The sequence below is a fragment of the Kitasatospora sp. NPDC098652 genome, assembly GCF_044760155.1.
Lineage (GTDB): Bacteria > Actinomycetota > Actinomycetes > Streptomycetales > Streptomycetaceae > Kitasatospora.
On sequence record NZ_JBIWAQ010000007.1, the window covers coordinates 94,360 to 108,124 of the forward strand.

Annotated in this window: 8 protein-coding genes and 2 tRNA genes; 9 read left to right on the forward strand and 1 reads right to left on the reverse strand. The window is 74.8% G+C overall.

Annotated elements, in window-relative coordinates:
* Window positions 1-24 precede the first annotated feature (24 nt).
* Window positions 25-97 (forward strand) — tRNA-Ala (locus tag ACIQWA_RS17780).
* Window positions 98-223: 126 nt separating this feature from the next.
* Here the strand turns inward: ACIQWA_RS17780 and ACIQWA_RS17785 are convergent.
* Window positions 224-937: a helix-turn-helix transcriptional regulator gene (locus ACIQWA_RS17785; protein ID WP_402483478.1), complete on the reverse strand. Its 714-nt coding sequence runs from the start codon at window positions 935-937 to the stop codon at window positions 224-226.
* Window positions 938-1,227: 290 nt separating this feature from the next.
* Here ACIQWA_RS17785 and ACIQWA_RS17790 point away from each other — a divergent pair, with 290 nt between their 5' ends.
* The 8 genes from ACIQWA_RS17790 to ACIQWA_RS17825 all read left to right on the forward strand — a co-directional run bounded on the left by ACIQWA_RS17790 (window position 1,228) and on the right by ACIQWA_RS17825 (window position 13,570).
* Window positions 1,228-2,667 (forward strand): MFS transporter, encoded by a 1,440-nt coding sequence (locus tag ACIQWA_RS17790; protein ID WP_402483480.1) that lies wholly within the window; start codon window positions 1,228-1,230, stop codon window positions 2,665-2,667.
* A 213-nt stretch (window positions 2,668-2,880) separates the two neighbouring features.
* Window positions 2,881-2,953 (forward strand) — tRNA-Ala (locus ACIQWA_RS17795).
* Window positions 2,954-3,050: 97 nt separating this feature from the next.
* The gene (locus tag ACIQWA_RS17800) at window positions 3,051-4,415 is read left to right on the forward strand and encodes a hypothetical protein (protein ID WP_402483483.1); all 1,365 of its coding nucleotides are present in this window, start codon (window positions 3,051-3,053) and stop codon (window positions 4,413-4,415) included.
* A 273-nt stretch (window positions 4,416-4,688) separates the two neighbouring features.
* Entirely contained in the window at window positions 4,689-7,616 is a 2,928-nt protein-coding gene (gene leuS, locus ACIQWA_RS17805) for a leucine--tRNA ligase (RefSeq protein ID WP_402483486.1), read from the forward strand.
* Between the two features lie 370 nt (window positions 7,617-7,986).
* The gene (locus ACIQWA_RS17810; RefSeq protein WP_402483489.1) at window positions 7,987-8,805 is read left to right on the forward strand and encodes a hypothetical protein; all 819 of its coding nucleotides are present in this window, start codon (window positions 7,987-7,989) and stop codon (window positions 8,803-8,805) included.
* Between the two features lie 81 nt (window positions 8,806-8,886).
* The gene (locus tag ACIQWA_RS17815; protein ID WP_402483492.1) at window positions 8,887-9,732 is read left to right on the forward strand and encodes a DegV family protein; all 846 of its coding nucleotides are present in this window, start codon (window positions 8,887-8,889) and stop codon (window positions 9,730-9,732) included.
* A 387-nt stretch (window positions 9,733-10,119) separates the two neighbouring features.
* Complete coding sequence (locus tag ACIQWA_RS17820) at window positions 10,120-10,890, forward strand: helix-hairpin-helix domain-containing protein (RefSeq protein ID WP_402483494.1); 771 nt, start codon at window positions 10,120-10,122, stop codon at window positions 10,888-10,890.
* A gap of 82 nt (window positions 10,891-10,972) precedes the next feature.
* Complete coding sequence (locus tag ACIQWA_RS17825) at window positions 10,973-13,570, forward strand: ComEC/Rec2 family competence protein (protein WP_402483497.1); 2,598 nt, start codon at window positions 10,973-10,975, stop codon at window positions 13,568-13,570.
* Window positions 13,571-13,765: the final 195 nt, after the last annotated feature.

Here is a 13,765-nt window from a genome sequence, read left to right on the forward strand (position 1 = left end):
CCGGAGCCAGGTCGCCAGTGTCGCGGGGCTATAGCTCAGTTGGTAGAGCGCTTGCATGGCATGCAAGAGGTCTGGGGTTCAATTCCCCATAGCTCCACAGCAGTTCGAGAGGCCGTCACCCGAGGGTGGCGGCCTCTCGTGGTTTCTGTGGTTCCCGTGGATTCCGTGGACGACGGGGACCGCGGGGGCCCGGAGGGGGACCGGCGCCCCGTGGTCCCGGCGCTTAGGGCTTGCAGGTGTGCCGCCAGCCGCCCGGCGGCAGGGAGTTGAGCCGCTCCACCAGCTCGCGGTCGTCCGGGCCCTCCGGGACGTACACGACGATGTAGCACTCCGGCACGCCCGGCATCGTCAGATAGGTGGCGTTCAGCCGCATCACGCCGAGCTCCGGGTGGCGGAAGATCCGCAGCAGGGTCTTCGGCGGCGCCACCTCCTGGCGGTCCCACAGCTCCCGGAACAGCTCGCTGCGGGCCGACAGTTGCCGCACGTGCTCCTCCCAGGCCGGCTCGCCGACGTGCCGGCCGTACGCCGAGCGCAGCACCGCCACCATCCGCGGCAGGGTCTCCTCCGGGTTGTCGCACGGGTTGCAGCACTCCGGCGCGGTCAGCATGCACCAGAGGCTGTTGAAGAACACCCCGTGGGACGGGCGCATCCGCTCGGTGCCGAACAGCGAGCGGTACGGCCGGTTGAAGCTCAGCACGTCGAACCGGGTGTTGGAGACCGCCGCCGGCAGCGGCGCCAGTGAGTCCAGGATCACCTGGATCGCCGGGCTCAGCTCCGGCGCGGCCGGCCGGGTCAGCGCCGAGGAGGTCGCCCCGGCCAGCCGGAACAGGTGCTGGCGCTCGGTGCCGTCCAGCCGCAGCGCCCGGGCCACCGCCAGCAGCACCTGCTCGCTCGCGTTGATCGGCCGCCCCTGCTCCAACCACGTGTACCAGGTCACCCCCACCCCGGCGAGCTGCGCGACCTCCTCGCGCCGCAGCCCCCGGGGTGCGGCGGCGCAGCCCCGGCGGCAGGCCGACGTCCTCCGGGGTGACCCGCGCCCGGCAGGCCTTCAGGAAGCGGGCCAGCTCGGTGCGCCGCCGTTCACGGCCGCCGGTCGCGGCGGGGAGCTCCTCCAGCACGGTCATGCCGTCCATCGTGCCGCAGCGGGCGCGGGCGATACAGGTGCTGCCAGTACCAGGATCGGCAGGCTCTAACCACCAGTACCGGCGCCACCCCAGGCTGGTGGCCATGACCGACCTCCAGACCCGGCCCAGCGCGGCCGCAGGCACCACCGGGGCACCGGCCGCACGGCCCGGGCCGCTCCTCGCGATCGTGCTGAGCGGGCAGTGCATGGCCGTGCTCGACAGCTCCATCGTCAACGTCGCGGTGCCGACCATCCGGACCGACCTGGGCGCCTCCGGCGCCGCCCTGCAGTTCGTGATCGCCGGCTACACCGTCGCCTACGCCGTCCTGCTCATCACCGGCGCCCGCCTCGGCGCCCGGTACGGCTTCGGCCGACTGTTCCAACTGGGCCTGGCCGCCTTCACCCTCGCCTCGCTGGCCTGCGGACTCGCCCCGACCACCGGCTCGCTGATCGCCTTCCGGCTGCTCCAGGGCGCGGGCGCGGCCCTGATGGTGCCGCAGGTGATGAGCCTGCTCCAGCGCACCTTCACCGGGGCCGCCCGCACCCGGGCGATCGGCCTCTACTCGGCGGTGCTGGCCGTCGGCGTCGCGCTCGGGCAGGTGCTCGGCGGGGTGCTGGTCAGTGCTGACCTGTTCGGCACCGGGTGGCGGCCGGTGTTCCTGGTCAACGTGCCGATCGGGCTGGTGCTGCTGGTGGCCGGCGCCCGGCTCCTGCCGAGACTGCCCGGTGACGCCTCGCGCGGCTTCGACGTCCCCGGACTGGTGGTGCTGGGCTCGGCGCTCGGCCTGCTGGTGGTGCCGCTGGTGCTCGGCAACGAGCTCGGCTGGCCGGTCTGGGGCTGGGCGATGATCGCGGGCAGCGCGCTGCTGTTCGGCCTGTTCGTGGCGGTCGAGCGCCGGGTCGCCCGGCGCGGCGGGCAGCCGCTGATCCCCGGCCGGGTGCTGCGCGCCCCCGGGCTGCGCCCCGCCGCCGTCGGACTCTTCACGATCATGGCCGCCTACGCGGGCTTCATGTTCACCTTCGCCCTCCACCAGCAGGCGGCCCTCGGCCACAGCGCACTGCGGGCCGGGCTCTGCTCGGCGCCCGTCGCGGTCGGCTTCGGCCTGGCCAGCCTGCGCTGGCACCGGCTGCCGGGCCGGCTGCACGGCCCGCTGCCGGTGCTCGCCGGGGTACTGCTCGGCGGCGGCTACCTGCTGCTGGGGGTGCTGCTCGGCGGCGGCGACGGGATCGGGGCGGTGGTGCTGGTGGAGACGGCCGCGCTCGGCCTGGTCGCCGGCTGCGCCTACGCCCCGCTGTTCGCCCGGGCGCTGGCGGGGGTGGCACCGGAGGACGCGGCCGACGCCAGCGGGGTGACGGTGACCGTCCTGCAGCTCGGGCAGATGACCGGGGTCGCGGTGATCGGCTCGGTGTTCCTCGGGCAGGTGGACCTGCCGGCGCCGGCCGGGGAGTCGGGGCACGCGCTGCTGGTGACGCTGGCGGTCAACGGCGCGGTGGTGCTGGTCGGGGCGGGGTTCGCGGCGTGGAGCCGGCGGGCGGTGCGCTGACGGGGGTGGCTGGTGCGGGTGGTGCGCTGACGGGGTGGCTGGCGCGGGTGGTGGCGTGGGTGGCGCGGTGTTGGCCGTGCCGGCTGCCGTGGCCGGCGGTGGTGGGCTCGGGAAACGGATTTCAGGAGCACGCCCAGGACCGTGTAAAGTAGTCGATGTCGCCGAGGGAAACCGGACGGAAACGACGGGAAACCCGGCGACATCGCAGGTCAAGGGGCTATAGCTCAGTTGGTAGAGCGCTTGCATGGCATGCAAGAGGTCTGGGGTTCAATTCCCCATAGCTCCACAGTGACAGAGAGCCGCCTCCCGTTACGGGGGGCGGCTCTTCGCCGTTGTGTGCATGCCACCGGCGGGCGGGAGGGAAAGACCGCTACCGTCGTGCCATGGCCGATCTGCAGCGAAGGCGGAACGAGGAGCTGGCCCGGATACTGCACCAGCTCGGCTGGAGTCCGGAACGGCTCGCCCGTGAGGTGAGCCTCGCCCTCCCGCCGGGCCTGGCGATCAGCTCCACCGCCCCGTACAAGTGGCGCGACCGCGGCATGGTGCCGCGCAGCCCGCACGACCAGACGGTCTGCGAGGTGCTCAGCCGCACCCTCGGCATAGCCGTCACCTACGAGCAGCTCTGGGGCCGGATGGGCGGCCACCGCGGCGCCAAGATCCTCTCGCCCCGGCTGCTCACCGACCCGTGGACCGCCGACACCGCCCAGACCGCGCTGCGCGAGGCCGCCACCGACGCCGGACCGGTCCGGCTCACCGACCTGTTCCGCGGCGCCGACCTCGACCACGCCGCCGAACGGCTCTCCTCACCGCCGCCGCCGGTCGGCGGCGGCGAGGGCGCGCTGCGCGTCGACCCCACCCTGGCCGGTGAGCTCGGCCTCTCCTACCGCAGCAAGCAGCGCCTCGAACGCTCCTGCGGCGGCGGCCTCGTCCTCGGCCCCACCCGCGCCGAACTCGCCATGCTGGCAAAGCTGTTGGAACTCGGCGCGTACGACGAACGACTCGGCCGCGAACTGTACGGCACCGCCAGCAGGCTGGCCCGGCTGGCCGGCTGGGCCGCGTTCGACCTCGGCCACGACGCGGCCGCCCAGCGGGCCTTCGTCGCCGCGCTGCGCGCCGCCCACGTCAGCGGCGACGTCCGGCTCGGGGTCGCCGGGCTCGGCGCGCTGGTGGCCCTCGCCACCCAGGGCAGCGGCGGGCGCGGCCTGGACGCCGTCACCGCGCTGCGCACCGCCCTGGACGCCCACGGGGCCGCGCTCAGCCCCACCGGGCGGGCCCGCCAGTACGGCCGGATCGCCCGCGCCCACGGCCGCCGCGGCGAGGCCGACCAAGCCGAGGAGGCCGCCGCCCGGGCCTTCGCCGAGCTCGACGGCGTCCCCGGTACCGAGGAGGCCCGGGCCGACCTCGCCGGGATGGTGGGGGAGGGGCGGCTGGCGCTCGGTCAGCACCGGATGGCGAAGGCCCTGCTCGCCGAGGCCGTCGCCGGGCTCGGGCCGGGGCGGGCCCGTTCCAAGGCGCTGCTGATGGTCCGGCTGGCCGAGACCCACCGGCGGCTCGGCGACCAGCGGGAGGCGGCCCGGACGGCGGGGCTGGCGCGCTCGCTCGCGGCGGGGATGCAGTCGGAGCGGCTGGCCAGGGCGCTGCGGGACTTCGAGGCGGCGGGGCTGCGGGACGGCGGGGCGGCCGGATTGAGGAACGGCGGTGCGGCGGGGCAGCGGGACGGCGGGGCGGGGCGGGCGGCTGCGCCGTAGGCGGTGCGGGACGGCGGGACTGCGGGGCGGCGCGGACGGCCAGGAGACCCTTGACCTGCTTGCGGTACCCTGAGCCCATGCGAACCGTGCGCCTGCTCCTTAGCCGGCCGCGCTGACCAGGACCGGCCGCGCCCTCGGGCGGTGCCGGAGTCGGCGTGGCGTCCCCTCCTGCGAGGGGATTTTTTGTTTTCCGCCCCCGCCCGCGTCGTGGGACGGGTCCACGGTCGGCCGCGTCGCGGTTCGCCAACTGACACCGATGGAGCTTGAAGGACCATGAGCGAGACGACCCCTGCGTCCGGCGCGGCCGAGACCGCGACCGAGCCGTTCCGGTACAGCGCCGCGCTGGCGGCGGAGATCGAGTCCCGCTGGCAGGACATCTGGGAGAAGGAGGGCACCTTCCACGCCCCCAACCCCACCGGTGAGCTGGCCGACCCGGCCGCCGGCGACGTCGCCGCGAAGCCGCACAGCTTCATCATGGACATGTTCCCGTACCCCTCGGGTGCGGGCCTGCACGTCGGCCACCCGCTGGGCTACATCGCCACCGACGTCTTCGCCCGCTACCAGCGGATGACCGGCCACAACGTGCTGCACACGCTGGGCTACGACGCCTTCGGCCTGCCCGCCGAGCAGTACGCGGTGCAGACCGGCACCCACCCGCGGGTCTCCACCGAGGCCAACATCGCCAACATGCGCCACCAGCTGCGCCGGCTGGGCCTGGGCCACGACCCGCGCCGCTCGATCTCCACGATCGACCCGGACTACTACCGCTGGACGCAGTGGATCTTCCTGCAGATCTTCAACTCCTGGTACGACGAGGCGGCCGGCAAGGCCCGCCCGATCGCCGAGCTGGTCGCCCAGTTCGAGTCCGGCGCGCGTGAGGTGCCGGGCGGTCGCGCCTGGGCCGAACTGTCCGCCGGTGAGCGCGACGAGGTGCTGGGCGAGTACCGCCTGGCGTACGCCAAGGAGGTGCCGGTCAACTGGTGCCCGGGCCTGGGCACCGTGCTGGCCAACGAGGAGGTCACCGCGGACGGTCGCTCCGAGCGCGGCAACTTCCCGGTGTTCAAGTCCAACCTGCGCCAGTGGATGATGCGCATCACCGCGTACTCCGACCGCCTGATCGCCGACCTGGACCTGCTGGACTGGCCCGAGGCCATCAAGCTGCAGCAGCGCAACTGGATCGGCCGCTCCGAGGGCGCCCGGGTCGACTTCGCGGTCGACGGCGGGAAGATCACCGTCTTCACCACCCGGCCCGACACCCTGTTCGGCGCCACCTACATGGTGCTGGCGCCCGAGCACGACCTGGTCGACTCCATCGTCCCCGCCGCCTGGCCGGAGGGCGTGCCCGCCGAATGGACCGGCGGCGCCGCCACCCCCGCCGAGGCCGTCGCCGCCTACCGGGCCGCCGCCGCCGCCAAGTCGGACGTCGAGCGCCAGGTCGAGGCCAAGGTCAAGACCGGTGTCTTCACCGGCGCCTACGCCGTCAACCCGGTCAGCGGCGAGTCCGTCCCGGTGTTCATCGCCGACTACGTGCTGATGGGCTATGGCACCGGCGCCATCATGGCCGTGCCCGCCCACGACCACCGCGACTTCGCCTTCGCCCGTGCCTTCGGGCTGCCGATGCGCTGCGTCGTCGAGCCCACCGACGGGCGCGGCTCGGACCCGGCGGAGTGGGACGACGCCTTCGACACCTACGACTCGGTCATCGTCAACTCGGTGCGCTCCGAGGGCGATTCGGCGCAGTCCGGCTCCGGGTCCGCGTCCGCGAGCTCGTCCCTGTCTCTGGACGGGCTGAGCGTGGTCGACGCCAAGGCCGCCGCCACCGCCTGGCTGGCCGAGCGCGGCATCGGTGAGGGCACCGTCAACTACCGCCTGCGCGACTGGCTGTTCAGCCGTCAGCGGTACTGGGGCGAGCCGTTCCCGATCGTCTACGACGAGGACGGCGTGATGCACGCGCTGCCCGAGTCGATGCTGCCGGTCGAGGTCCCCGAGGTCGACGACTACTCGCCGCGCACCTACGACGCGTACGACTCCGCCTCCTCGCCGGAGACCCCGCTGTCCCGCAACGAGGACTGGGTCAACGTCGAGCTGGACCTGGGCGACGGCGTCCGCAGGTACCGCCGCGAGACCAACACCATGCCCAACTGGGCGGGTTCCTGCTGGTACGACCTGCGCTACGTCGACCCGACCAACGCCGAGGCGGTGGCCGACCCGGCCAACGAGCGCTACTGGCTGGGCCCCACCGAGGCCAAGCCGGCCGGCGGCGCCGACCTGTACGTCGGCGGTGCCGAGCACGCCGTGCTGCACCTGCTGTACGCCCGCTTCTGGCACAAGGTGCTGCACGACCTGGGCCACGTCTCCTCCGTCGAGCCGTTCCACAAGCTGTTCAACCAGGGCATGATCACCGCGGACGTCTACCGCGACGAGCGCGGCTTCCCGGTGCCCGCCGCCGAGGTCGAGGAGCGCGACGGCAAGTACTTCTGGCAGGGCGAGCCGGTCAAGCGCGAGGCCGGCAAGATGGGCAAGTCCCTGAAGAACGCCGTCGCCCCGGACGAGATCGCCGACGAGTACGGCGCGGACACCCTGCGCCTGTACGAGATGTCGATGGGCCCGCTGGACGTCTCCCGCCCGTGGGACACCCGGGCCGTCGTCGGCTCCTACCGCTTCCTGCAGCGGCTGTGGCGCAACGTCGTGTCCGAGACCACCGGCGAGCTGGTCGTCACGGAGGAGGAGCCGGACGACGCGACGCTGCGCGCCCTGCACAAGGCCATCGACGGCATCCGCGGCGACATGGCCGGGCTGCGCTTCAACACGGCCGTCGCCAAGGCGATCGAGCTGAACAACTACCTGGTCAAGCGCGGCTCCACGCCGCGGGCCGTGGCCGAGCAGCTGGTGCTGATGGTCGCGCCGCTGGCCCCGCACATCGCCGAGGAGCTGTGGCGCCGCCTGGGCCACGGCGAGTCGCTGGCGCACACCGACTACCCGGTCGCGGACCCGGCGTACGTGGTCGACGAGTCGGTGACCTGCGTGGTGCAGATCAAGGGCAAGGTCAAGGCCCGGCTGGAGGTCGCGCCGAGCATCACGGACGCGGAGCTGGAGGCGCTGGCGCTGGCGGACCCGGCGGTGGTCGCGGCGATCGGTGACGCGGCGGTGCGGAAGGTGATCGCGCGGGCGCCGAAGCTGGTGAACATCGTGACCGGCTGAGGTCGGTTCGGGGGCGGAACTGATCCGGATCGGGACTGATTGGGTTCGGGTCCAGGGTTGGAGTTGATCGGGCGGGTGTCCTTCGGGGCGCCCGCCCGGTGTTCTGTGGAGGTGGGGCGCGGGGGCGCGGGGGCGCGGGGGCGCGGGCTCGGGGCGCGGGCTCGGGGCGCGGGGCGCAGGTGGGGCGCGGGGGCGCAGGTGGGGTGCGGGCCGGGCCCTCGGGGAGATCCCGGATCTGTCCCTGATCTCCGTCCGCCGAGTCCGTTCCGGGCCTTCCGGGTCCGGGTACGGCCGCTACGGTGGAACCCACGGCAGTGCGGCCCGCGTTGGGCCCGGTGGGGGCCGAAACGGCGGCGGAAGGTGACGCGCGATGGACGTGTTCGGCGTGATGATCGGCTTGGTCCTGCTCTTCGGGATCGCGACGCTCGTCCTGGCCGTGGTCGGTACGGTCAAGGCGGCCAAGGCCGTCGCCGCGAAGGTCGAGAAGCACGAGACCAACGCCCGGCGCGCCGTCGAGACCGCCACCCTCAAGGCGAAGACGTACACCAAGGTCGGCCCGCCCGCGCAGATCGCCACCGTCCGCCTCAAGCTGCGGACCTCGCTGGACGGCACCCGGCAGGTGCTGGAGGGCGGGCTGGAGCAGGACGGCCAGCTCGGTGAGTCCCTCGCGCTGCTCACCCGGCTCGACGCGCACGCGGCCGAGCTGGACGGCGAACTGCGGGTGCTGGAGCGCGAGCCGGACACCGCGCGGATCGCGGCCAAGCTGCCGGAACTGCGGGAGCGCGCGGAGCGGATCACCCACGCCGCGGAGACCATGCGGTGGGCGGCCCAGGACCGGATGCACCGGTTCGCGGACGACGAGCTGAGCCGGCTGAGCCAGGAGTGCGAGAGCGAGGCCGGGGCGCTGCGGCACTGGGACACGGCGGGGGGCGGTGCTACCGGTGCTTCGGGTACTGGCGGTGCGGGCGGTGCCGGTGTCGCTGCGGGTGCGGGTGCGGGTGCTGGGGCAGGCGGGGGTGCCGGAGCCGGAGCCGGTGCCGGTGCCGGTGCGGCCCGGGCCGGGCTGACGGACGGCCGGGGACGGCCCAGCGCCGAGGACCTCCTCGGGCTGGCCGATCCGCTGGCGAAGCTGGCGCAGCGGCTGCGGAAGCCGTCGGCGGGGCCCTCCACGGGGCCGTCCGCGAGCTGATTCCCGTGCGCGGCCGGGCCTGCCCAGGAGCGCGCGGACAGCTGCTGTCATCCCGGACGAACGGGGAGTAACCTCCGCCTCATGCCCTCCGACCTCGCACTTGTCACCGATTCCACGGCCTACCTGCCGCAGGCGGCGCTCGACCGGCACGGGATCACGGTGGTACCGCTGAGCGTCGCGATCGGTGACGAGGTCCGCTGCGAGGGCGTCGAGATCTCCCCCAAGGACGTCGCCGAGGCGCTGCGCGGCAAGCAACGGGTGACCACCTCCCGGCCCAACCCGGAGACCTTCGCTGCCACCTACCGGGCGGCCGCCGAGGCTGGGGCGCGGGGGATCGTGTCGGTGCACATCTCCGGCGAACTGTCCGGCACGGTCGAGGCCGCCCGGCTGGCCGCCGTCGAGTCGCCGGTGCCCGTGCGGGTGGTGGACAGCCGGCTGGTCGGGATGGCCCTCGGGTACGGCGTGCTGGCGGCGGCCGAGGCGATCGAGGCCGGGCTGGGCCTCGCGGAGGCGGCCGGGGCGGCGGCCGAGCGGGCGGCCGGGACCAGTGGCTTCTTCTACGTGGACACCCTGGAGCACCTGCGCCGGGGCGGGCGGATCGGGGCGGCGCGGGCGCTGCTCGGTTCGGCTCTGGCGGTCAAGCCGTTGCTGCACCTGGCCGGGGGGCGGATCGAGCCGCTGGAGAAGGTGCGGACGGCGTCGCGGGCGATCGCGCGGCTGGAGGAGATCGCGGTCGAGCGTTCGGGGGAGGGCGGGGTGGACATCACCGTCCACCACCTGGCCGCCGAGGAGCGGGCCGAGCAGCTCGCGGAGCGGCTGCGGGCGCGGGTGCCGGGGTTGCGGGAGCTGTACGTGGGCGAGGTCGGGGCGGTGATCGGCGCGCACGTCGGGCCGGGGCTGCTGGCGGTGGTGGTCGCGCCGCGCTGAAGCGGGGTGGGGGAGGGTCGGGGCGGCTCGGGCTGGGGGCGAGGGCGGGCCGGGGTCGGGGTCGGGTCAATCGTGTGATGGCGCTGCCACTCGTGTGAGTGACAGTTTTTGTCCACAACCCCCGGGTTTTCCACAGGCTGTCGGAAATTTCCGCGCGTTCCGCGAAGTGCTCCTAGCGTCCTCGCCATGACGACCTTGGGCCTGGGCGCGGCGAAGCGCCAAGCAATCGACGAGACGGTACGGCTGCGGATGGCGGCGCTGCTACCGACGAATGACGAGCCGGCGGTTCGCGAGCCGGCGGGCCGTGAGTCGGCGGGATGTGAGTCGGCGGGATGTGAGTCGGCGGGCTGTGAGCCGACTGCGGCTCAGCCGCCGGAGGGCGGTCCGGTGGCGGCCGTACCGCCCGCCGCAGTGCCGCCGGGGGCGGGTCCGCCCGAGCCGGTGCACCTGCCCGATCCGCCGGGCGCCGGGGCGCGGCTGCGGTTCGCCTCGGCCCTGGCGCTCGACCGGCGGGCGGTGGCCGGGCTGGCCGTCCTGCTCCTCTTCGCGGTGGGCTATGCCGTGCAGCACTTCTGGCTGGCCCGGCCGGAGGCGGTGGCCGTTCCGGCGCTGGCGGCCGCGTCGGCGCCGCCGGAGTCGGGCCCGCCCGCCACCGACGGCCCGCCCGGCAGCGGGGCCGGGCCGCCGACGGGCTCCGCGGGCCCGGGTGCCGAGCCCGCCGTCGTCATCGACGTCGGCGGCCGGGTCCACCTGCCCGGTCTGCACACCCTGCCCGGGGGATCGCGGGTGGCCGACGCGCTGCGGGCTGCGGGTGGTCCGCTGCCGGAGACGGACACCCGGGGCCTCAACCTGGCCCGCGTCCTGATGGACGGTGAGCAGATCACGGTCGGTGAGCAGGCGCCCGTTCCCGTCTCCGTCCCCGCTCCCGGGGGTGCCGGCGGACTGCCCGGCGCCGGTACACCCCGACCACCCGTCAGTCTCAACCGCGCCACCCTCGAACAGCTCGACGCCCTCCCGGGCGTCGGCCCGACCCTCGCCCAGCGCATCCTCGCCTACCGCGCCTCGCACGGTTCGTTCCGCTCGGTCGACCAGCTCCGGCAGGTCAGCGGAATCGGTGCCCGCACCTTCGCCGAGCTCCGTCCGCTCCTCACACTCTGACGTCCTTCCGTTTCCTTCCCTTTCCTTCCCTTCCCCGGCCTCGTTGCCGGCCCTGTCGTCGATGCCGAAAGGAGGTACCGCCGTGTCCGCCACCACCGCGCCGCTCCCGCGCACCCGCTCCTCGGGTGCCGACTTCCGACTGTTGCTGCCTGCCGTCTCGGCCTGGCTGGTCACGGCGGTGCTCCTGCCCGTGGAACCAGGGTCCGAGCCGCTGATCCTGCTGTCGGCCGGTGTCGCCGTGCTCGCGGCCGTGCTGCTGCTCGTCCGGCCGGGCCTGCTGCCCCGGCGCGGGGCAGCAGTGGCGCTGGCGGCCGTCCTGCTCACCGGTGCGGCGGCCGCGATCGCGACCCCGCTGCACACCGCCGACCTGCACCGGGGTCCGCTGCCGGAGCTCGCCCGCGCGGCCGAGCAGGCGCCGCCGCGCGCCCCGGGCACACCCGCCACGGCGGTCGAGGCGGAGCTGACCGTCGCGGGGGACCCGAAGGTCCACACCTCCCGGGGCGGCACCACCGGCGGGCAGACCCTTCTCACCGTCGAGGCCGTGGCCGACCGCACGACCGTCCTCCCGGACGGCCGGGCCACCCGGACGCACACCCCGGTGACGGTCATGGTCCGCGGGCCGGAGAGCGACTCCTGGCTGCGGGTGCTGCCGTCCGAGCGGCTGGCCGTCGAGGCCGAGGTGCGGCCGGTGGGAGAGGGCTACGACACCGGGTCGGCGGCGCTGCTGCTCGTCCACGGTCCGCCCCGGCAGCTCGCACCGCCGAGCCTGCCGCAGCGGATCGCCGGGCGGCTGCGCGAAGGCCTGCGCACGGCCAGCGACGGGCTGCCGCCGGACGCGCGCGGGCTGCTCCCCGGGCTGGTCGTCGGCGACACCTCGCGACTGCCCGACGACCTGGTGGACGCCTTCCGTGCCACCGACCTGGTGCACCTGGTGGCCGTCAGCGGGGCCAACCTGGCGATCGTCCTCGGCGTGCTGCTGGGCGCACCGGCGCAGGCCGGCACAGCGGAGCGGCGCGGGCTGGCCGCGCTGTCGGGGCTGTCGCTGCGCACCAGTGCCCTGGCCGGTACGGCGCTGACCCTGGCCTTCGTGACGGTCTGCCGTCCCGAACCCAGCGTGCTGCGGGCGGCGGGCACGGGACTGATCGGCATGCTGGCCCTGGCCACCGGCCGGCCCCGCCAGGCCGTACCGGCGCTCGCCGGGTCCGTCCTGGTCCTGGTGCTGCTGGACCCGTACCTGGCGCGTTCCTTCGGCTTCCTGCTCTCGGTGCTCGCCACCGCCGGGCTGCTCGTGCTGGGGCCGCACTGGGCCGAGTCCCTGCGGGCCCGGCGCTGGCCGCACCACCTGGCGGGCGCGCTGGCGGCGACGGCGGCGGCGCAGGCGCTGTGCGCGCCGGTGACGGTGGTGCTGTCCGGGCACATCAGCCTGGTCGCGGTGCCGTGCAACCTGCTGGCCGAGCTGGCGGTGGCCCCGGCGACGCTGCTCGGCTTCGGGGTGCTCGTGCTGCAGCCGTTCTTCCCGTCCCTGGCCCGGCTGCTGGCCGAGCCGGCCGGGGTGCCGGCGAGCTGGCTGGCCTTCGTCGGTCGGCGCGGGGCCGAACTGCCCGGTGGGCAACTGTCCTGGCCCGGAGGCTGGTTCGGGGTGGTGACGGTCTCCCTGGCGACCATCGCGGCCTGCTGGGCGGCGCCGCTGCTGCTGCCCCGCCGGGCGGAGCCCGGCCGTCGCGTGGGCGTCCGTCGCCGCTGGGCCCGGGCGTTGGTGACGGGTGTCCTGCTGGTGGTGCTGTTGGGGGTGCTGCTGCGCCCGCCGCAGCTGGCCCGGATCGCCACGGGCTGGCCGCCGCCGGGGTGGCGGCTGGCGATGTGCGATGTCGGGCAGGGAGACATGTTGGCCCTTGCGACCGGTGTGGCGGACAGCGCGGTGGTGATCGACACCGGGCCAGACCCGGACGCCGCCGACCGGTGCCTGCGTGAGCTGGGCATCACGACCGTGCCGCTGCTGCTCCTGACGCACTTCCATGCGGACCATGTCGAGGGTTTGCCAGGGGTGTTGCGGGGGCGCCAGGTGGGTGCGGTCGAGGGCACGGTCCTGGACGACCCGCCGGGAGAAGCGGCCCGCGTGAGGGCCTGGGCGGCGGGGGCCGGTGTGCCACTGCTGCGCGCGGGCCGGGGTGAACGGCGCTCGGCCGGCGCGGAGTTGTCCTGGGAGGTGGTGTCGCCCGTTCCCGGGGCGGCCGTCGACGCGCCGGGTGCGAACAACGCGAGCGTGGCACTGCTGGTGTCGTCGGTCGGCGGTCTGCGGATGGCGCTGCTCGGCGACCTCGAACCACCCGCCCAGTCAGCCCTGTTGGGGCGCCTCGGAAGAGTGGACGTTCTGAAGGTCGCGCACCACGGCTCGGCCCACCAGGACTGGGACCTGACCGGTGCCCTGCGGCCCCGACTCGCCCTGATCTCCTGCGGCGAGGGCAACCCGTACGGGCATCCGTCGCCCCGTACGGTCGATCACCTGCGTGCGTTGGGCGCCACGGTGTTGCGTACGGACCGGGTGGGGGACGTCGCCGTGACCGGCGACTCCCCGGCCACCCTCGCTGTCGCCGTCCACCCCCAGCCCGCCCACGGCACCCGCGCCGGGCATGCCGCCCCGGGGCACTCCACCCGTGGGCCCCGCGCCCCGCCCCCGTGACCCCGCTCTCCTTCTTCCCTCCACGAGGTGGGGTGGGCAGGGGGTAGGGGTGGGGAGGTGGAGGGAGGAGGGTGGGAGGGGGGCGGGGGCGGGGGCCCCGGGGAAAGGGATTGCGGCGCGGGCCCCGGCCCGGCCCCCCCCGCCCCCCCCCCCCCACCGCCCCCCGGGGGGGGGGGGGGGGGGCACACCCCACCC